18 protein-coding genes are annotated in these 19,027 nt (G+C 63.4%); 14 read left to right on the plus strand and 4 right to left on the minus strand.

The features are described from left to right. Positions 1 to 313: 313 nt before the first annotated feature. Positions 314 to 925 carry a TetR/AcrR family transcriptional regulator gene (locus IVB47_RS05910; RefSeq protein WP_027570770.1) on the minus strand — a complete coding sequence of 204 codons (612 nt, stop codon included), beginning with the start codon at positions 923 to 925 and terminating at the stop codon, positions 314 to 316. Between the two features lie 129 nt (positions 926 to 1,054). Between IVB47_RS05910 and IVB47_RS05915 the strand changes: the two genes are divergently transcribed. The 4 genes from IVB47_RS05915 (at position 1,055) to IVB47_RS05930 (ending at position 7,733) form a co-directional block, all read left to right on the plus strand. Beyond that, positions 1,055 to 2,284, plus strand: a complete 1,230-nt coding sequence (locus IVB47_RS05915; RefSeq protein WP_027570771.1) for a cytochrome P450 — start codon at positions 1,055 to 1,057, stop codon at positions 2,282 to 2,284. 139 nt (positions 2,285 to 2,423) lie between these two features. Continuing rightward, positions 2,424 to 6,083: an AsmA-like C-terminal region-containing protein gene (locus IVB47_RS05920; protein ID WP_247460364.1), complete on the plus strand. Its 3,660-nt coding sequence runs from the start codon at positions 2,424 to 2,426 to the stop codon at positions 6,081 to 6,083. 272 nt (positions 6,084 to 6,355) lie between these two features. After that, positions 6,356 to 7,471 (plus strand): DUF2336 domain-containing protein, encoded by a 1,116-nt coding sequence (locus tag IVB47_RS05925; RefSeq protein WP_247288058.1) that lies wholly within the window; start codon positions 6,356 to 6,358, stop codon positions 7,469 to 7,471. 19 nt (positions 7,472 to 7,490) lie between these two features. Beyond that, positions 7,491 to 7,733 carry a hypothetical protein gene (locus IVB47_RS05930; RefSeq protein WP_247460365.1) on the plus strand — a complete coding sequence of 81 codons (243 nt, stop codon included), beginning with the start codon at positions 7,491 to 7,493 and terminating at the stop codon, positions 7,731 to 7,733. Positions 7,734 to 7,782: 49 nt separating this feature from the next. On the opposite strand, the gene IVB47_RS05935 is transcribed toward IVB47_RS05930, so the two are convergent. Then, complete coding sequence (locus IVB47_RS05935) at positions 7,783 to 8,682, minus strand: LysR family transcriptional regulator (RefSeq protein WP_247460366.1); 900 nt, start codon at positions 8,680 to 8,682, stop codon at positions 7,783 to 7,785. A 229-nt stretch (positions 8,683 to 8,911) separates the two neighbouring features. Here IVB47_RS05935 and IVB47_RS05940 point away from each other — a divergent pair, with 229 nt between their 5' ends. From IVB47_RS05940 to IVB47_RS05955, 4 genes are all read left to right on the plus strand, one after another. Beyond that, on the plus strand, positions 8,912 to 9,697 hold the full coding sequence (locus IVB47_RS05940; RefSeq protein WP_247460367.1) for a carboxymuconolactone decarboxylase family protein: 786 nt from the start codon (positions 8,912 to 8,914) through the stop codon (positions 9,695 to 9,697). 169 nt (positions 9,698 to 9,866) lie between these two features. Continuing rightward, complete coding sequence (locus IVB47_RS05945; RefSeq protein WP_027570777.1) at positions 9,867 to 10,262, plus strand: cupin domain-containing protein; 396 nt, start codon at positions 9,867 to 9,869, stop codon at positions 10,260 to 10,262. A gap of 64 nt (positions 10,263 to 10,326) precedes the next feature. Continuing rightward, on the plus strand, positions 10,327 to 11,532 hold the full coding sequence (locus IVB47_RS05950; protein WP_247460368.1) for an MFS transporter: 1,206 nt from the start codon (positions 10,327 to 10,329) through the stop codon (positions 11,530 to 11,532). Positions 11,533 to 11,662: 130 nt separating this feature from the next. Continuing rightward, entirely contained in the window at positions 11,663 to 12,148 is a 486-nt protein-coding gene (locus IVB47_RS05955; RefSeq protein WP_247358779.1) for a DUF417 family protein, read from the plus strand. Between the two features lie 15 nt (positions 12,149 to 12,163). On the opposite strand, the gene IVB47_RS05960 is transcribed toward IVB47_RS05955, so the two are convergent. Beyond that, entirely contained in the window at positions 12,164 to 12,661 is a 498-nt protein-coding gene (locus IVB47_RS05960) for a GNAT family N-acetyltransferase (protein WP_027570780.1), read from the minus strand. A gap of 161 nt (positions 12,662 to 12,822) precedes the next feature. On the opposite strand from IVB47_RS05960, the gene soxC reads away from it, so the two are divergent. The 4 genes from soxC to IVB47_RS05980 are packed head-to-tail and all read left to right on the plus strand — an operon-like array spanning position 12,823 to position 15,509. Then, positions 12,823 to 14,094, plus strand: coding sequence for a sulfite dehydrogenase (gene soxC, locus IVB47_RS05965; protein WP_247460566.1), 1,272 nt, complete (start codon positions 12,823 to 12,825; stop codon positions 14,092 to 14,094). Next, the gene (locus IVB47_RS05970) at positions 14,081 to 14,629 is read left to right on the plus strand and encodes a cytochrome c (RefSeq protein ID WP_247460369.1); all 549 of its coding nucleotides are present in this window, start codon (positions 14,081 to 14,083) and stop codon (positions 14,627 to 14,629) included. The genes soxC and IVB47_RS05970 overlap by 14 nt, the downstream gene beginning before the upstream one ends. Before the next feature lie 10 nt (positions 14,630 to 14,639). Next, positions 14,640 to 15,110: a DUF302 domain-containing protein gene (locus tag IVB47_RS05975; RefSeq protein WP_247460370.1), complete on the plus strand. Its 471-nt coding sequence runs from the start codon at positions 14,640 to 14,642 to the stop codon at positions 15,108 to 15,110. A 45-nt stretch (positions 15,111 to 15,155) separates the two neighbouring features. Continuing rightward, positions 15,156 to 15,509, plus strand: a complete 354-nt coding sequence (locus tag IVB47_RS05980) for a hypothetical protein (protein ID WP_247460371.1) — start codon at positions 15,156 to 15,158, stop codon at positions 15,507 to 15,509. A gap of 89 nt (positions 15,510 to 15,598) precedes the next feature. Here the strand turns inward: IVB47_RS05980 and IVB47_RS05985 are convergent, their stop codons facing one another. Continuing rightward, on the minus strand, positions 15,599 to 16,588 hold the full coding sequence (locus tag IVB47_RS05985; RefSeq protein ID WP_247460373.1) for an alpha/beta hydrolase: 990 nt from the start codon (positions 16,586 to 16,588) through the stop codon (positions 15,599 to 15,601). Between the two features lie 261 nt (positions 16,589 to 16,849). On the opposite strand from IVB47_RS05985, the gene IVB47_RS05990 reads away from it, so the two are divergent. Together IVB47_RS05990 and IVB47_RS05995 are read left to right on the plus strand one after the other, a co-directional pair. Next, on the plus strand, positions 16,850 to 17,464 hold the full coding sequence (locus tag IVB47_RS05990; protein WP_247460567.1) for a TetR/AcrR family transcriptional regulator: 615 nt from the start codon (positions 16,850 to 16,852) through the stop codon (positions 17,462 to 17,464). Between the two features lie 179 nt (positions 17,465 to 17,643). Beyond that, positions 17,644 to 18,819, plus strand: a complete 1,176-nt coding sequence (locus IVB47_RS05995; protein WP_247460375.1) for a GAF domain-containing sensor histidine kinase — start codon at positions 17,644 to 17,646, stop codon at positions 18,817 to 18,819. Positions 18,820 to 19,027: the final 208 nt, after the last annotated feature.

Genomic DNA, 19,027 nt, shown 5'->3' on the forward strand with positions numbered 1-19,027 from the left:
GCTGGTGCCACCGCCGGCTGACGAGCCACCCGTGCCGACCGTCGAGCTCGACTGCGCCATCGCGAGCGCCGTACCGGCCAGCAGCGCGGCTGCGGCCGCAGACAATTTCAGAATCCTCATCGCTGTCTCCTCCAATGATCAAATTGCCAAAACAGGCTCGGGATAAAGTGGCAAGCTGCGGAAACGTTCCTTGGATGGGGTACGGTGATGTGGAAAATGCGCGCGGATGATTGCGGCAGGTTCCAGCGGCGCAGCGCGGCGCGCCGATGTCGAGCGGGAACAGCGAAGCTCGACGATCTGAAGACAACAAACGCTAGTCCGACGATAATCCCGTCCTGCGCCGCAGATCCGTGATCGCGCGCAGAAAGCTGTCGGCCGGCGTCGTCTCCGGATCGATCAGGCGGTGCAGGCGAAAGCCGTCTTCCAATGCCAGCACGACGGAGGCCATCCATGGGGGATTGAGCGTGTCGCCCTTCGCGTTGCTCTTCAACGTGGCCTCGACGATGTCGGCGACCAGCTTGCGCCGCGCGCGCAGGCGCTTTGCAAGCTCCGGCCGGCGCTTCTCCGCGCGCGCGACAAACAGGATCATCTCCATGTGGAGCAGCGGCGAGCGGCCGAGTGGATCCTGCCTTGTGCGATCCATCGCCTTCAGCGCCGCGATGAAGTCGTCGAGATTGTCGTGCTGCGCGAGGATGTCCATGTTGCGCCGGATCGACTGCGCGACATGGTCCTCGAGCATGGCGATGATCAGCTCGTCCTTGCTCTTGAAGTTGGAATAGAACGCTCCCCGGCTGAATCCGGCCGCCGCCGCGATCGCCTCGATGCTGGCGCCGCCGATGCCGTCCTCTTCGAACACGCGCGCGGCCGCCTCGAACAGCCTGTCGCGCGTGTCGTCCCTGGTCGGCCTGGTTCTCACCCTTGACATCGGAACAGGTTAGGGCAGAATGCAACTCGATACAACAATGTATCGAGTTGATAATTCAGGGATGGTTACGCTGCGCAAGAGGGGCTGCCCGGCGTATGCGATTCATGCGGCAACCGACATGAGGTCACCATGAACGAGCACGTGCAGGGCGCCGGCGGTCCGCTGTTCAATCCGCTGTCGCCGGACTTCATCCGCGATCCCTATCCGCATTATGACCGGCTCCGCGCGATCTATCCGATTCACGTGACGCCGTTCGGCCAGTTCGTCACGAGCCGCCATGCCGATGTCAGCCTCGTGATGCGCGACAAGCGTTTCGGCAAGGATTTCGTCGAGCGTTCCAAGCGCCGCTACAGCGAGAAGATCATGGAGGAGCCGGTCTTCCGCAGCATGAGTCATTGGATGCTGCAGGCCGATCCGCCCGACCACAGCCGCCTGCGCGGCCTCGTCGTAAAGGCCTTCACCGCCCGCCGCGTCGAGGACATGCGGCCGCGGATCCAGGAGATCGTCGACCAGACCATCGATGCCGTGATCGACCGCGGCCATATGGACCTGATCGAGGATTTCGCCTTCCGCCTGCCTGTGACCATCATCTGCGACATGCTCGGCATCCCCGAGGACCATCGCGAGACTTTCTATAACAGCTCGCGCGACGGCGGACGGCTGCTCGACCCCGTGCCGCTTTCACCGGAGGAGATCGCCAAGGGCAACGCCGGCAACATGATGGCGCAGATGTATTTCCAGCAGCTGTTCGAGCTGCGTCGCAAAAATCCCGGCGACGATCTCATCACTCAGCTGGTGCAGGCCGAGGAAGACGGCAACAAGCTCACCAACGAGGAGCTGACCGCCAACATCATCCTGTTGTTCGGCGCCGGCCACGAGACCACGGTCAATCTGATCGGCAATGGCCTGCTGGCGCTGCATCGCAATCCGGACCAGCTCGCGCTGTTGAAGGCGCGGCCGGAGCTGATGGTGGGTGCGATCGAGGAATTCTTGCGCTACGATTCCTCGGTCCAGATGACCGGGCGGGTCGCGCTGGAGGATATCGACGATCTCGGCGGCGCGAAGATCCCCAAGGGCGAGACCGTGCTCTGCTTGCTGGGCTCGGCCAACCGCGACCCGGCGGTCTATCCTGACCGCCCCGACCGGCTCGACGTCACCCGCCAGAATGTAAGGCCGCTGTCGTTCGGCGGCGGCATCCATTTCTGCCTGGGGGCCCAATTGGCGCGCCTCGAGGCCGAGATCGCCATCGCCACGCTGTTGCGGCGGCTGCCCGACCTGCGCATCGACGACGTCGAAAACCCGGAATGGCGGCCGACCTTCGTGCTGCGCGGCCTGAAGCGGCTGCCTGCGAGCTGGTGATGGCCGCCCGCGTTAACCTCCGCGCGCAACAGTCGCTGTGACTTCGCCACACTTCCCCCTATATAAGGGGCTGTTCCGGTACGTCTGAGGCCCTGCGGCTCAGGCAAGGCCCGCATCCGGTTTGGCCGAGGGGAGACCCGTGCAGACGACGCTGCTCGGATTGGCGATTGCCTTTATCTTAGCGCTGCTGGCCGCTCTGATCGGGCCTTACTTCGTCGACTGGAACCAGTTCAGGCCCCAGTTCGAAGCGGAGGCCGGCAGGATCATCGGCGTGCCGGTGCGGGTGGCGGGCGAGCTCGACGCGCGGCTGTTGCCGGCGCCGACGCTGCGGCTGCGCGGGGTCACCTTCGGCGGCAACAACGATCTCGGCCGCCTGCGCGCCGACAAGCTCGACGTCGAGTTCAGCCTGAGCTCGCTGATGCGCGGCGAATGGCGCGCCACCGAGCTTTCGGTCAACGGCATGGCGGTCGATCTCGGCCTCGACGCGCGCGGGCGGGTCGATTTGCCGTCCACCGCAAGCGGCAGCTTCAATCTGGCATCGCTGGCGATCGAGCGGCTGAACCTCACCGGCCGCATCGCCCTGCATGATGCCGCCAGCCGTTCGACGCTGGAGCTCAACGACATCGCCTTCTCCGGCGACGTGCGCTCGCTGGCCGGCTCGGTCCGGGGCGACGGCAGTTTCACGGCCAGCGGAGTGCGCTATCCGTTCCGCGTCTCCTCCGGCCCGAGCGCCGACGGCAACGCCACGCGCCTCCACCTCAACATCGATCCCGGCGAGCGCGCCATCCTGGCCGATCTCGAAGGCGTGCTCGCCTTCGACAACCGCCTGCCGAAATTCGAGGGCGCGCTGACGCTTGCCGTGCCGGCGCCGAAGAAGGCCGGCGATGCAGGGCCGATGCCCTGGAAGCTCACGACGAAACTCAAGGCCGATCCGGCCGGCGCCAAGTTCGAGCAGGTCGATGCCAGCTTCGGGGCCGAAGACTCCGCGCTGAAGCTCGGCGGCGTCGGCGATATCAGGTTCGGAGCGTCGCCGCTGCTGCGCGCGGTGCTGTCGGCGCGCCAGGTCGATGCCGACAAGCTGACGGCCAAGAACGATGCCGAGCCGCAGCGCATCCTGCCGGCGCTGCGTGCTGGCCTCGCCGCAATCCCGCAGGCGCCGATCCCGGCACAGATCGAGTTCAACTCCGACCAGATCATGCTCGGCGGCCGTCCGCTCCAGAACATCACGGCCGAGCTTGCGACCGACGGACGGTCCTGGACCTTCCAGCGGCTGGAGCTGCGCGCCCCGGGCCAGACGCAGCTCTCGCTCAACGGCGCGACGCCCGGCGCCGACAGTTTCAGCGGCCGTCTCAGCGTCGATTCCTCCGATCCCGATACGCTGGTGGCCTGGCTTCAGGGCCGCAGCGAGGTCAACCGCCGCAGCACGCGGCCGCTGCGCCTTGCCGGCGACGTGACCATCGCCGCCAACCATTTGGCCATCGACAGGCTGAAGGCCGAGATCGAGGGCGGCGCGGTCGAAGGCCGCATCGCTTTCGTCCAGACCGGCGCGAGCAAGGGCTCGCGGATCGACGCGGAGCTCAAGGCCGACCGCCTCGACCTCGATGCTGCCGCGAGTTTTGTGCGCGCGCTTTCGGGGCCGCAGGGCGAATGGCCGGAGGAAGCGAAGCTGTCGCTCGATATCGGCCGCGCGATCTCGGCAGGCCAAGAGCTGCGGCCGTTCACCGCAAAACTCGGCTACGGCGCGGCATCGCTCTCGCTGGAGCAGTTGCGGTTCGGCCAGGCCAGCGGCGTGACCACGGAAGCGAGCGGCAGCTTCGACCGCGCCAAGGCAACGGGCAAGCTCGCGCTGAAATCCTCCGCCAATTCGCTGCGCGATCTCACCGCGCTGCTCGAGCCGTTTGCGCCGTCGGTGCGCGCGCGCTTCGACGCCATCCCGTCGCTGCCAGGTGCGACCCGCCTCAAGCTCGACCTCAGCCTCGACAAGAACACCGAGCACGCCGATCGCAACGACGCGCGCGCGGTAATCGAGCTCGACTCGCCGCAGCTCAAGGCCAGCGCGACGCTGGCCGCGCAGACGCCGGTAGCCGCCGTCAACGGCATCGACATCGAGCGCTTGCGCGACAGCGACTTCACGCTGGATTCGAAAGTCTCGACACCACAGGGAAGTGCGCTGCTGGCGTTGCTCGGGCTCGATCGCGTGGTCGCCGCAGGCGAGGGCGCTTCGCAGTTCGAAGGCCGCTTGAGCGGCGCGTGGCGTCATCAGCTGCAATTGAATGCAAAGCTCAGCGGCGGCGGGCTGGATGCGGACGCACAAGGCACCGTCGAATTGTCGGAGCCGAAAGGCAGCGTGAATTTACGCGTGCGCAACGCCAATCTGGCCCCGCTGTTCGGGACCAGCCCGGCCGATAAATCCGTGCAGAGCGTCAATCTGTCCTCGCGCGTCAGCCTTTCCGGCAACCGCCTGACCTTCAACGATCTCGACAGCACCTTGGCGGGCTCGCATCTGCGCGGTCATCTGGCGGTGACGCTCGATCAGGAGAAGACCGTCGAGGGCGAAGTCGGTCTCGATTCGCTCGACCTCGTGCCGGCGCTTGCGATGGCCATCGGCGCGGCCGGACACGATGCCAATGCGCCGTTGAGTGCCGGGCTTCTCGGCGGCTGGCGCGGCCGCGTCGCCTTCCAGGCCTTGCACGGCACGTTGCCCGGCGGCATCGAGCTGCGCCCCTTCGGCGGTACGATCCGGAGCGACGGTCAGTCGCTCGCGCTCGACGCAATGAAGGGCGGCCTCGGCGGCGGCGAGCTGTCGGCGAGCCTTGATGCGCGCACTGGCGCCAACGGTCTGACGTTGAACGCGCGCATCGAGCTCGGCAATGTCGACGCGGCGGCGCTGCGCTATCGCGACCTCGCGCTGCCGAAGGGACGCGCCTCGGCGCAGATGGCGCTGACCAGCCAGGGCCGCAGCGTCGCGGCCCTCACCGGCGCGCTCGCCGGCAACGGCACGGTGACGCTTGATTCCGCTGAAATCTCCGGCCTCAATCCGCGCGCCTTCGAGATCGCCATCCGCGCCAGCGACGGCGGCCAGGTCGCCGATGACAATCGGCTGCGCCAGCTGGTCGAGCCCGCGCTGTCGGCGGGGCCGATTGCAGTGGCCTCGGCGCAGATCCCGTTCACGATCCGCGACGGGCGGCTGCGCGTCGGCGCAACGTCGTTGGAGGCGAAGAACGCGCGCGCCATCGTCTCCGGCGGCTACGACATCCCCGCCGACCAGGCCGACATCCGCGCCAGCCTGACGCCGATCATGACCGGGCTCTCCGGCGCACCGCCGGAGATCCAGCTGTTCGCGGCGGGTCCCCCCGACAGGCTCAATCGCACCGTCGATCTCGGGCCGCTGTCGTCCTGGCTTGCGGTGCGCACGATTGATCGTGAGACGCGCCGGCTGGACGCCATCGAGCGCGGCGAGCCGCCGCCGGCGACCGCCGCGCTGCCGACCCTGGTGTCGCCCGAACCGACGCCGGAGCCGTCGCTGCCGGATGTGCCGATGCCCGGCCGCGATCCGCGCCGCGCGCCGCCGCCGAAGCCCAAGGCCGATATCAGGGTTGCGCCGACGCCGAAGGCGCCGCAGGCCGCTCCCGCAGCGCCAAGCCCGCCACTTACAAGCCCTCAACTCACAAGCCCGCCGCTTGCGAGCCACCAGATCGCGCCGCTGCCTCCGCCGATCGACGTGAGGCCGGCTCCCGGCCCGCCGCCTGCAAAGCCCAAGCCAAAGCCGCCGCTGGTGCTGACGCCACAGAATCCGTAGGTGACAGTCCGTCATGCCCGGGGCTTGTCCCGGCCATGACGCCGCAGAGGCATCAGTGCCCCAAGCCTTTTCAGCTAGCGGGAGAGAGGGGCGCAGCTTCCTCGCGACGCACCGGTAAACCCATTCCCTCGCTTTTTAGCGAATTTTCCTCGGCAAAACTGATCTGCCGACTTTACCGGATTCTCGCGTTTGTTCCCTAGTCTCTGTTCCCAGAGGAACTCGGCGTCCTGCGGCACAAGCAGGATGGCTAGCCAAGAACTGGGGTCATCGGGATGAACGGCGCGACAACACTTCTGCAGGATCTGGACGACGCGATCGCACGTGGCACCGACGAAAGCCGGACCAAGGCGTTGTGGCACGCGACCGACATTCTGATCACCGGCCGCTACAGCGACGACGAGATCAGCACGTTCGGCGAGGTCATCGGCCGGCTCGCCGACGAGATCGAGGTCGCCGCACGGGTGCAGCTCTCCGAGGTCATGGCAGCCTGTGATCACGCACCGCTCAATGTCATTGCGCAACTCGCGACCGCCGACGAAATCGAGGTCGCCGGTCCCGTGCTGCGCGACTCCAATCGTATCGACGAGAAGCTGCTGGTCGAGAGCGCCATGACCAAGAGCCAGTCGCATCTGCTCGCGATCGCCCAGCGCAAGTCGATCGGCGAGGCCGTCACCGACGTGCTGGTCAAGCGCGGCGACCAGGAGGTCGTGACGTCGGTTGCCCGGAACGAGGGCGCGCGCTTCTCCGGCTCGGGCCTTCTGCACATGGTCCGCCGCGCCGAGGGAGACTCGATTCTTGCCGAGCAGCTTGGCCTGCGCAAGGACGTGCCGCGTCACATCTTCCAGCAGCTGATCTCGAAGGCGTCAGAAGACGTCCGCCGCCGGCTCGAGCACGAGCGCCCGGAAATGATGGCACAGATCCAGAGCTCGGTAAGCGACGTCACCGGCGATCTGCACTCCAAGTTCGGCCCGTCCTCGCGCAGCTATTTCGTCGCCAAGCGCGTGGTGACGACGCAGTACCGGCAGGGCAACCTCAACCAGGACTCGATCTCGAACTATGCGCGTCAGCACCGCTTCGACGAGGTGCAGATCGGCCTGTCGCTGCTGTCGTCGCTGCCGGTCGACGTGATCGAGCGTGCGATGATGGACCGCAATCGCGAGATGATCCTGGTGCTGTGCAAGGCGCTCGATTTCTCCTGGGACACCACCATGTCGCTGCTGTTCCTCGGCGCCAAGGATCACCTGATCACGGCGCGCGAGCTCCACGATAACGAACGCGATTTCGGCAAGCTCAAGATCGAGACCTCGCGCAGCGTCTTGAAGTTCTACCAGTCGCGCAAGACCGCGGGTGCCGACGCGGGCCGTCAGCCCGAGCTCCAGGTACACTGAGCGAGAGGGAGTATCTGCAATGTTGCCTCAATTCGGCACCGCCATTCGCAAGAAGAACCTCAACAAGGCCGCAGCCGGCGAGATCGGCGGCGGAGCCGCGGACCAGGCGTCGGTCGATGCCGCCTGGCTCGTGCTGGAAGCCGCCAACGACCTCGGTGACCATGCCGCTATCGAAGCCTGCCGCCGCGTCATCGACGCCGAGCTGAACGGCACGGCCGCCGGCAGCGCGGATGTCGATCTCGTGCTGGGGTATTTCAGGTAGCAGTCGTGCCCGGCCGAGGATTGTCCGGCACCGTGAGCGGCTGTGAGTTCTACTTGCCGCGATATCGAAGGGTCTCGACGAGCAGCGAGAATGCCGGTGAAGGTTGGCGCCGACTGGGATAATAAAGGTGGTAACCCGAGAACGGCGGACACCAATCCGACAGCACCCTGATCAGCCGGCCCTGCGAGATGTATGGCTGCACGTGCCCTTCGGTGAGGTAGGCAAGTCCGAAGCCTTTGAGCGCGCCCTCCAGCAGAAGCCCTGCGCTGTTGAACACGAGCTGTCCTTCCACGCGCACGTTGAGCTCCCGACCGTTCTTCTCGAACTCCCAGGCGTAGAGGCTGCCGCCGTGAGTCGGTAGGCGCAGATTCAGGCAATTGTGCCCAGTTAGATCCTGAGGCGTCCTGGGTCGCTTGCGTTCAGCGAAGTAGGACGGCGATCCAACGACGGCCATTCGAAGATCGGGACTTATTCGCACAGCGATCATGTCCTTGGCGACGAGCTCGCCCGGACGAATTCCCGCGTCGACCTGCTGCGCCACGATGTTGGTGAGCCCGTAGTCGATGATCACTTCGGCGCGGATGTCTGGATACTGGGGAAGAATCTTCCCCAGCGCCGGCAGCAGGATCTCGGCGGCGGCGTACTCCGTCGCGGTCAGCCGTACGGTTCCCGCGGGCTTTTCCCGGAGTTCGCTCAAGGCGGCGAGATCAGCATCCATCTCCGTGAATTTGGGCCCGAGGCTCAGGAACAGCCGTTCTCCGGCTTGGGTTGGCGTGACACTCCGGGTCGTTCGGTTGAGAAGACGGACGCCAAGGCGTTCCTCCAACTTTCGGACGATCTGGCTCAGCGCCGATTGCGTCATACCAAGCTTGGCTGCGGCACGCGTGAAGTTGCGCTCCCTCGCCACGGCGAGGAAGGCCAGGATATCGCTGGCGTCATCCCGGTTCATTGATAAGCCTGTCTTATGACTGCATTCGAATTTTATCACCTAATCGGACCGGGGCGGAAGCCTTACTTTCTCATCAACATGAGGGGCCACTTGATCTCGTCATCGCCCAAGGGCTCGCCAGCCCGCGATCGGATTGGTCGCAGCCGGGCGCGATCGACGTCCGAACTCTGCCCAGCACTCGTCGCCTTGTAGCTGATGGCGCACCGGCAAATCTGGAAGGATCCACGCGATGAGAATGCTCGCAGCGGCCTTGTTTTCATTCTGCCTGTTTGCTGACGGCCCGGTCGCGGCCAAAGACGCATCCAGCGACGGAGCAAAGACCATATCAAAGCCGGAAGACATCCGTGCGGTCGCGCCAGCCCTCGAAGGCTACGCGAAAAAATTTGTCAATGGCGATCTGTGGAAGCGACCGGGTCTCTCGCCTCGGGACCGCAGCATCGTCACCGTCGCAGCTCTCATCGCCCGTGGTCAGACGGTGGAGCTGCCATACTATCTGGGTCTCTCGCTGGAGAATGGCGTGAAGCCGTCGGAAATATCGGAGATCATCACGCATCTGGCCTTCTACACCGGCTGGGCCAACGCGATTGATGCGATCCCGGCTGCGAAGCAAGTCTTCGAGAGCCGCAACATCGGCGCCGATCAGCTCCCGCCCGCGATGGGACCGCAGCTGCCGCTCGACGAAGCGGCGGAGAAGCAGCGGGCAACGCGCGTCGGAGAGCAGTTCGGGCAGATCACGCCGAGCCTTGTCCAGTATACGACCGACGTGCTGTTCCGCGATCTCTGGCTCAGGCCGGCGCTGGCTCCGCGCGACCGCAGCCTGGTGACCGTGAGCGCGCTGATTGCCACGGGTCAGGTTGCGCAGATCACGTATCATCTGAACCGCGCAATGGACAACGGGCTGACGCGGGAGGAAGCCGGCGAGGTGCTCGGCCATCTCGCCTTCTACGCCGGATGGCCCAATGCTTTCTCCGCGGCACCTGTCGTCAAGGACGTCATCGAGAAGCGACCGCGCTGAAACAACGAAAATGCCTCGGTCGACAATCCCGCTCGCGATCCTCCACGAGCGGAGACATGCCATGGTGACGCGCAGAGACATACTGGTTGGCGGAAGCGCCTCCGCCCTCGTCGGAATCCGCCTGACCCCGGCGCGGGCGTCCGAAGCACTGAAGGAGACTGCAATGGACATCGACATCAAAAGAAACGGATCTCGCCCTTCCCAGAAGGGCCCTGAAGACTGGTTCACCGGGACAGTGCGCATTGACCCGTTGTTCGCGGCTCCCGAGCCTGCGCGCGTGAGCGGCGCCCAGGTCACTTTCGAACCTGGCGCACGCACCGCCTGGCACACGCACCCGCTTGGGCAGACGCTGATCGTGACAGCAGGGCTCGGCTGGGTGCAGCGGGAAGGCGGTCCTGTCCAGGAGATCAGGCCCGGCGACGTCATCTGGTTCCCTCCAGGGTTGAAGCACTGGCACGGCGCCTCGGGCACCACAGCCATGACGCACATTGCCATCCAGGAATCGCAGGACGGCCGAGCGGTCGACTGGATGGAGAAGGTCGGCGACGAGCAGTACCGAATGTGAAGACACTTCATCGGGCGCATCATCTGACCCGGGCGAGCGCGCCCACTCGATCGGAAGAGGTTTCATGAGCGTACAACTCGCCCCAAAAAACGAGACGCTGTCGCCCGGTCCGGCATGGAGCGCGGTCTTTGCGCTGACCCTCTGCGTCGGGACATTGATTGCGTCCGAGTTCATGCCAGTCAGCCTGCTGACCCCCATCGGGACCGGTCTCCACATGACCGAGGGGCAGGCGGGCCAGGCCATCGCAGTCTCCGGACTGTTCGCCGTCTTCGCCAGCCTTGCGATCTCCTCGGTGATGCGGGGCATTGATCGGCGCAGTCTTCTGCTGGGCCTCACCTCGCTAATGATCGTTTCGGGGCTGATGGTGGCGCTGGCGCCGAACGCGCTGGTGTTCATGGTAGGGCGCGCGCTGATCGGGGTCGTCATCGGTGGGTTCTGGTCGATGTCGGCGGCCACCGTGATGCGCCTTGTGCCGGAGCAGCAGGTCGCGGCCGCCCTTAGCCTCCTCAATGGTGGCAACGCGCTGGCGACAACGATCGCCGCGCCGGTCGGGAGCTTTCTAGGTCAGTTCATCGGCTGGCGAGGCGCCTTCTTCTGCGTCGTCCCGCTCGCGATCATCACCCTGGTCTGGCAATACGCGACATTGCCCTCGATGCCTTCGGAGCGCGACGCCGCGGGGAACGTATTCGGGTTGCTCCGCCGGCGGTCTGTCGGCATTGGGATGCTCTCGGTCGCTCTCCTGTTCATGGGCCAGTTCGCGCTTTTCACCTATTTGCGGCCATTTCTGGAGACCGTGACGCGCGTAGACGTCTCCACGCTCTCGGCCATCCTGCTCGTGCTCGGAGTCGCGGGCCTGCTGGGGACCTACCTCATCAGCTTCCTTCTGAGGCGGAGCCTGCAAGCACTTCTGATCGGGATGCCGCTTGCGATGGCGGCCCTTGCCCTCGGCTTGATCGCCTTCGGAAGTTCAACCATCGTTGTCACCGTGCTGCTGGCCGGTTGGGGCCTCATCGGCACGGCCGCGCCGGTCGCCTGGTGGACCTGGATGAGCAGGGCGCTGCCTGAGGATGCGGAGGCGGGCGGCGGGCTGATGGTCGCGGTGATCCAACTCGCCATCACGGCGGGCGCCTCCCTCGGAGGATTCTTGTACGACAGCAGTGGATACCGGAGCGCCTTCATTGCCGCCGCCATCCTGCTCTGCGGCTCCGGACTTCTAGCTTTTGGGGTCAGCACGGTGCGAGATCGGGAGAAGGAACGACGGGCCGCCTGAACGCATCGCACGCATCCGTGATCTCCGAAACCTGCCGACGCGGGTAACGACCGAAGCTCCCCTTCGTACAGCCTTCAGCGAGCGTAGTCTCGCAGAGCTGATGGATGTGAAACCGGGGAGACATGGTCGGATGAAAGAGTTCAACGTCGCTGAGGTCGGGGGTGGTTCCTATCGTCCTCTTGCCATTCTGCGCTGGGTCATGGTGATCATATTCGTATCGTTTGGCATGCAGAAATTCACGCCGCAGTCCGCCCAGGGGATCGCCCAGTTCATCAGCAATAGCCCGTTCATCTCCTGGCTGTCGGTGTTCGGCCTGAGGGGAGAGGCATATGTCCTCGGCGTCGCTGAATTCGTGATTGCGGCGCTGCTCGCGGCAGGCAGCTTCAGCCCGGTCTCGTCCGCGCTTGGTTCATTCATGGGCATGGTGACCTTTGCGATCACCTGGTCGTTCTTCTTCACGACGCCCGGCGTCGTCAAATGGAGCCTTTCATCCGATCCGATGGCGTGGAATCTGACCGGCGAATTTCTGTTCAAGGACATCGTCCTGCTCTGCGTTTGCGCGGTGTTGTTTCTGGCCTCGCTGCCGCAATCGGTTGTTCGCCTGCGCACCGAGTGATCGTCAGGCCGTCTCTCACCGCTGGCTGCGGTAGATGACGACGTCTTCGCCGTGACGGAACGTGCGTCGCTCGAGGAGATAGTTGGACTTCTCCAGCACGCGGCGCGATGCACCATTATCGGTATAGACCAGGCCGATGAGGGACGGCAGGTCGTGGTGTAGCAGCCCGATATCGGTCAGCGCGGTCGCGGTCTCGCTTGCAAGGCCACGGCCCCAGAATTCGCGCTTGAACGCGTAGGCAATCTCGACCTCGTCGATATCGTCCACCAGGATGTGCCGGATGCCCGCTCGCCCGGCGAATGCCCCGTCTTTCGTTCGCAGCACCCACAGCCCGAAGCCATACTGGTCCCAATGGGAGATATTTGCGTCCAGATAGGTCTTCGTCCTCTCCGCCGGGCGGACGCCGCCGAGATAGCGCGAAACGTCCGCATCGAGATGCAATGCGACGAGGTCGGCGAGATGATTTTCGTTCAGCCTCTCGGCCGTCAGATTCTCGGTGCTGAAATGATCCATGGACCGGATAGCCGCTTTCGGAGCAGGGCAGGATGACGCGCCTTCGCCGCCCCTCATGATTTCTAACACATCCTAACGGGCAATTTCGGCGCCATCCGGTCAATGTCTCCATGGAAAAGCGGTGGAATTTCCAAACAAGCACGAAGGTCGACGGAGATTGCATGACGTCCAAAACGCAAATCGAATCACTGCAACGGTCCGCGAGCGTCTCGCGCCGCGGTTTCGTGGGAGGCCTGTCGGCGGGCGTTCTGGGGGCGGTTGCGACCGAAGCGGCGGCGGCGCAAACCCTGGCCGAAATCCCTGATCGCGGGCCCGGCGCCGATCTCGGTGCGCACAGCGAACGATCGCGCTTCGTCAAGATCGATCGCATTCCCGAGGCAACACCAGGCAAGTGCAACGTCGACCCCAGTGATGCCATCAACTCCAAGACGCCGCATCAGAAGCTGGTGGGCAACATCACGCCAACCGATCTGCATTACGAGCGCAGCCATTCCGGGGTGCCGGACATCGATCCCGCGCAGCACCGTCTGCTCATCCATGGCCTGGTTCAGAAGCCGCTGGTGTTCAGCGTCGACGATCTCAAGCGGATGCCGTCCGTCACGCGCGTGGTCTTCATCGAATGCACCGGAAACGGCTGGGAAAACTGGAAGAAGGCAGACCCTGACCTGACGGTGCAGAACACGCACGGCCTCGTCAGCACCAATGAGTGGACTGGCGTTCCGCTGAAGTTCCTGATTGGTCTCGCGGGCAAGGAGAAGAACTCGAACTGGATGCTCGCGGAGGGAGGCGACGGCGCGGGCGTCGACCGCAGCATTCCGTTGACCGACGAAATCTTGAACGAGGCCTTTGTCGCCTACGGTCAGAACGGCGAACCACTGCGCCCCGCGCACGGGTTTCCAATGCGACTGGTGATGCCGGGTTTCGAGGGCAACCTCAACATCAAATGGCTGCGCCGTCTCAAGTTCGGCACTGAGCCCTGGATGACCCGCTGGGAGACGGCGCGATACACGCAACTGCTCGCCAACGGCAAGGCCCGCCAGTTCCAGCTGAGGATGGAAACCAACTCCGTCATCACACAGCCCTCGGGCACGATGCAGATCCAGCCCGGCTACAACATTATCTCCGGTCTGGCCTGGAGCGGCCATGGCAAGATCGCCAAGGTCGAGATATCGACCGACGGTGCGAAAAGTTGGAAACAGGCGCAGCTGAATCAGCCGGTGCTGTCCAAGGCACAAGTTCGATTCCAGATGGACTGGGTCTGGGACGGCAAGCCGACAAGGATCGTGAGCCGCGCGACCGACGAGCAAGGCAACGTTCAGCCGGACCGGCAGTCTTTCATCGCCACGATGGGGAGCAATGCGCTGTTCCACTACAACGCCCAGCAGACCTGGAGCATCGACGAGGCCGGGAGGGTCCGCAATGTCCTCGCATGACAATCGGCTCGTCGCAGCGGCTCTCGCGCTCGGCCTGCTCGCGGCGCCCGCATTTGCATTCGATTTCGGCCGTCCCGCGACTCCGGAGGAGATCAAGCTATGGGACATCGACGTCACACCCGATGGCAAGGGGCTGCCTGTCGGCAGCGGCACGGTTGCGCAGGGTAAGCAGGTCTTCGCCGACAATTGCGCGGCCTGTCATGGCGACAACGGCCAGGGCGGGATCAAGGATCGTCTGGCCGGTGGGCAGGGCACACTCGCCTCCAGCGCGCCGGTCAAGACCGTCGGCAGCTTCTGGCCCTATGCGACGACCTTGTACGACTACATCCACCGCGCGATGCCATATCCCACACCGGGTTCGCTCAGCACCGACGACACGTATGCCGTCACCGCCTACATCCTGAGTCTGAATGGCATCGTTCCCCCCGACGGCAAGGTTGATAAGGACAGCTTGCCGAAGATCAAGATGCCCAACCGCGACGGCTTCATTCCGGACCCGGAATTCGATCCGGCAAAACTATTCCGCAAGAAATGAGCGTGTGATCATGAGGGTTTCGGCGCTGCTCAAGATCCTCGTCCTGGTTGCTGCGACATGTTTATGGGAGACCCAAGCCATGGCCGTCGATGGACTGATCACGATCAGGAGCAGTTTCGGGCCTGAAGAGACGATGAAGCGGCTGGAAGCCGAGGTGATGGCCAAGGGCCTCAAAATATTCGCCCATGTCGATCATGCCGCGGGCGCCGCCGCTGCCGGCCTGCCGTTGCGCCCGACCAATCTCATCCTCTTCGGAAACGCCAGGGGTGGTACGCCATTGATGCAGCAGTCGCAGACCAGCGGCATCGATCTGCCGCTGAAGGCGCTGGTCTGGCAGGACGAGCAAGGTGCGACGTGGCTGTCCTACAACGATCCGGCGTATCTCGCCGGGCGTCACGGCATCGGCGAGCCGGCCAAGGCTGCAATCGTCGCCATGACGGCGGCCCTGCATGCGATTGCGACCAAGGTCACCGCCCCCTAAATTGACGGGACGGCCGTGCGACGCGTGCTCCCTGAGGAGAGATCCATGAACAGCCCAGACGGGCAACCGGAATCACCCGCTCCCGGAGACGGCAAGATCGCGAGATGGGCGGTCATAGCGGTGCTGTGCGCTTTCCTCGTCGGTGCCGGCGCGCTCGGCTATCTCGGCTGGTTCAGCACGACGACCGAGGTGCCGGCATCGGGTTATGTCGCACTGGTGCTCGGTGTCGTGTTCTCGCTGGTCGTGGGCATCGGCTTGATGGCGCTGGTGTTCTACAGCAGCCGCAAGGGTTACGACGAACCGGCGGTGCTGATCCGGGAGCCGGAGAATGATTCGGACGAAGACGGCGTCAGCGCAGGCTCCGGTCCACCGACCGAGCCCACTGAGCGAGCCCACTGAGCCGGATGCTCGCATCGAGATGCAGTGTGACGAGGTCGGCGAGGTGATCTTCGCGAAGCCTCGGTGCGCTTAGCCTCGCAAGACCGGGCTCAGCTTCCTGAATCTTTCAACCAGGAGGCAATCGTCTGATTAAGGTAATCAGGCACTTCATGCTGAATGAAGTGGCCAACGTCAGGCACGATCTTGACCGTGAGATTGTCGGGATTTTCAATCCATGACTTTTCCAGATCAATCGTGCTTAGCAAAGCGTGGCTCTCCTCGATTCCGTGCAGATGCAAGACCGGGCATTTGATCACGGCACCGGTGAGCTTCTTCATGGTTGGGTTGAAAAGATTGAGCGCAAGTTGGGAAAACGCGTAGTTGGCCTTGTAATAATTCATCATGGACGAGATGGAAGATTTCGCGAAAGCCTCGACGTATCGACTCCTCACCTGTGGATCGACAACCCAGTATGCCAAATCCTGCGCAGTCAAATTGTCGCCTTTGCCTCGAGCGAAGAAGCGTGTGGCGTAGGCGCTGGCCTTGGCCTGCGCGATAGGGTGGTTCCAAGGGAGCAATTCCCGCGTGATGGCGCCGGGATGAGGAACGCTGAGGACGACAAGTCTTTCGATCAGGTCCGGATTTTGCCCGGCGAATAGCCACGACAAAGCGGCGCCCCAGTCGTGCCCGATCAGGATGGCCTTGCGACCGTTTCTCTCTGCATTGATCACGGCACGGATGTCATCAAGGAGAACCGGAAACTTATAATTCTCGACGCCTTCCGGCCGATCGCTCAAATCGTATCCGCGCAGATCGAGAGCGACCACCTGATAATCTGCTGAAAATGCCTGGATCTGATTTCGCCAGGAGTACCAGAAGTCAGGAAATCCGTGCACGAACACCATCAGCGGTTTTTGATGGGATCCCATGGTGACGTAGTGGATTTTCGTTCCCGCATTGTCCGCATATCTGTGCAGAAGGTTCGGATCCTTATCGATATCAACCGCCGGCTCGCTCAAAGCGACAGGGATTTTATTGTGCCAGATGGCATCGCTTGACGTTTCTCCGGAAACGACGCGGCTGGACATCGCAGTGAACATGGCAGCTCCTAAAAGCATCATCGCGCAGGATCTAGAGGCCATCTCGGTGGTCCCGTTCGCTGGAACAATTGCCGAAATCGAAGTTGCTTGAGCTCATTTGAGTATGTCCTGCGCAGCAATCTGTGAGAGTGAAATGTCCGAGACTGCAACTTCTGGAAGTGAATCTGATAGCGGTGATAAGGCGGGCAAATTTACTATGGTGATCGCCATACTATGGCGATCACCATAGCGGTGTCAAGCCAGGCGTGTTATGCTGACGGGATGCCCCGTAAGACTGACGCCCGCGATCGCGCGATTGCCACTGCCGAGCGACTGTTTCGCATCCAAGGCTACACTGCGACGGGATTGAGCCAGATCATCGAAGAAAGCGGCTCGCCTAAAGGATCGTTCTATTTTCATTTTCCGCGCGGTAAGGCACAGCTCGCAGAAGAAGCAATCGATCATTACGTTGTGACTAGAATGGCTGTGTTGCGGGCTATCTCGGCGAATACGACCGGCGATGCCCTGAGTTTTGTTCGCCAGATTTTCGGCGCGTTCGCGGCCGAGATGGTCGCCTCTGATTTCCAGTATGGATGTCTCATGCAGAATCTGGCGAATGAGCTTCCTGCACTCGACGCTGAACTGACCAAACGGGTCGCGCGCGGATTTGCTGATTCAACCGAGATCGTCGCGGAGCATTTCAGAGGGTGCGGTTTCACGTCCGCGCGCGCATCTTCGACCGCTTCCGCATTGGTCGCTGCCGTCGAAGGCGCACGTACGATCGCCCGCCTGCAACGCACAGCGGCTATATTCGACGCGCTGGCGGATGTGAGTGTCCAGGGGTGGGCGGCCCCCGAGGGGAGACCCGAGGTCAGCTCCCGGCGGCGCGGACGGTAGCTGCAACGGCGGACTTCCTTGCCGTTGCAATTGGCATGAAACGATGTTCACCGCGTCGTTCCAGGCGAGCGGTATCGAATGACATTGACGCGGAATAACGGGCAGTGCTTCTTACCATTGCAAGGACGCGCTTTCGTGGGGGTGACGGTCGTCCGGCGAAGTTCCGACGCGGAGTGGCAATGGATTTCGAGCGCGACATAGCCAAGGTCAGCGGGATCGCTGCGGTCTCGACCATCCTGGACGTGGTCAGCCGGACCACCGGCATGGGGTTTACCGCCGTTGCCCGCGTCACCGGGGACAGGTGGATCACCTGTGCCTCGCGTGATGAACTTGCGTTCGGGCTGAAACCCGGTGACGAGCTCAAGGTCGAAACCACGATCTGCCACGAGATCCGGCAGAGCCGTGAGGCTGTTGTCATCGACAATGTCAGCGAAGATGCCGCGTACGGCACGCATCACACGCCCACGCAATATGGCTTCCAAAGCTACATCTCCGTGCCGATCATTCTTCCCGACGGTTCATTCTTCGGAACGCTTTGCGCCATCGATCCGAAGCCGCGCAAGCTTCGGACCCCGGAAGTCATCGGCATGTTCAAGCTGTTTGCCGAGCTGATCGCGTCTCACCTCGACGCGGCCGACCGTGTCGAACTGATCGAGAACAGGCTCGCGCTGGAACAACGCAATGCCGAACTGCGCGAGCAGTTCATCGCCGTGCTCGGTCACGACCTCAGAAACCCTCTCGCCTCGATTCAGGGCGGCCTGCGGCTTCTGAACAAGAAGGTCGATGACGAGGGCAAGAACTGGATCAATCTTTTGCAGGGAAGCGTGGCCCGGATGGCGGGCCTGATCGACAATGTCATGGACTTCGCCCGCGCACGGCTCGGCGCCGGGATGCAGCTCAAGTTGAGAGAACAGCCACTCGAGCCTGTCATCAGGCAGATTGTCGCGGAGTTCGAGAACGTGCATCCGGATCGCGTCATCGAAACGGTCGTCGACGTTCCGGGATCTGTGAAAATCGACGCCGACCGCATAGGTCAGATGCTGTCCAATCTTCTCGGCAACGCGATTTCCTATGGCGCCGCCGACAAGCCGATCAGGGTGCTGGCGCAGACGACCGGCGCTGGCTTTGATCTCAGCGTTGCCAACAATGGCGCGCCAATTCCGGCGGAAGCGATGCCGCGCCTTTTCACTGCGTTCGATCGTGGCGACGTTCTGCCAAACCAGAAGGGGCTTGGGCTCGGACTGTACATCGCCCAGGAGATCGCGCGCGCCCATGGCGGGTTGATCGTCGCGTCGTCGATGCGGGATGAAACGGTGTTCACGGTGTCGATCCCGGCAACACAGGCCAGCGGCTGAGGAGGCGCGCCATGCTTTGGTATCCTGCCGTCACCGCGCGTCTCACCAATTCTCCGACAATGCCATCATGCGCCTGTTTTGCCCGACGGTGCAACCGGCCTTGTGCGCCAGGCGTTGGTTCTGGCCAGCTGCGGTCAGCTGATTTTAGCACACGCGTAAGCCATTGATTTCACAACCCCCGTCTACTGTGCATGGGGTTGTTTTCGCG

Source organism: Bradyrhizobium sp. 62 (assembly GCF_023073035.1).
Taxonomy (GTDB): Bacteria; Pseudomonadota; Alphaproteobacteria; order Rhizobiales; family Xanthobacteraceae; genus Bradyrhizobium.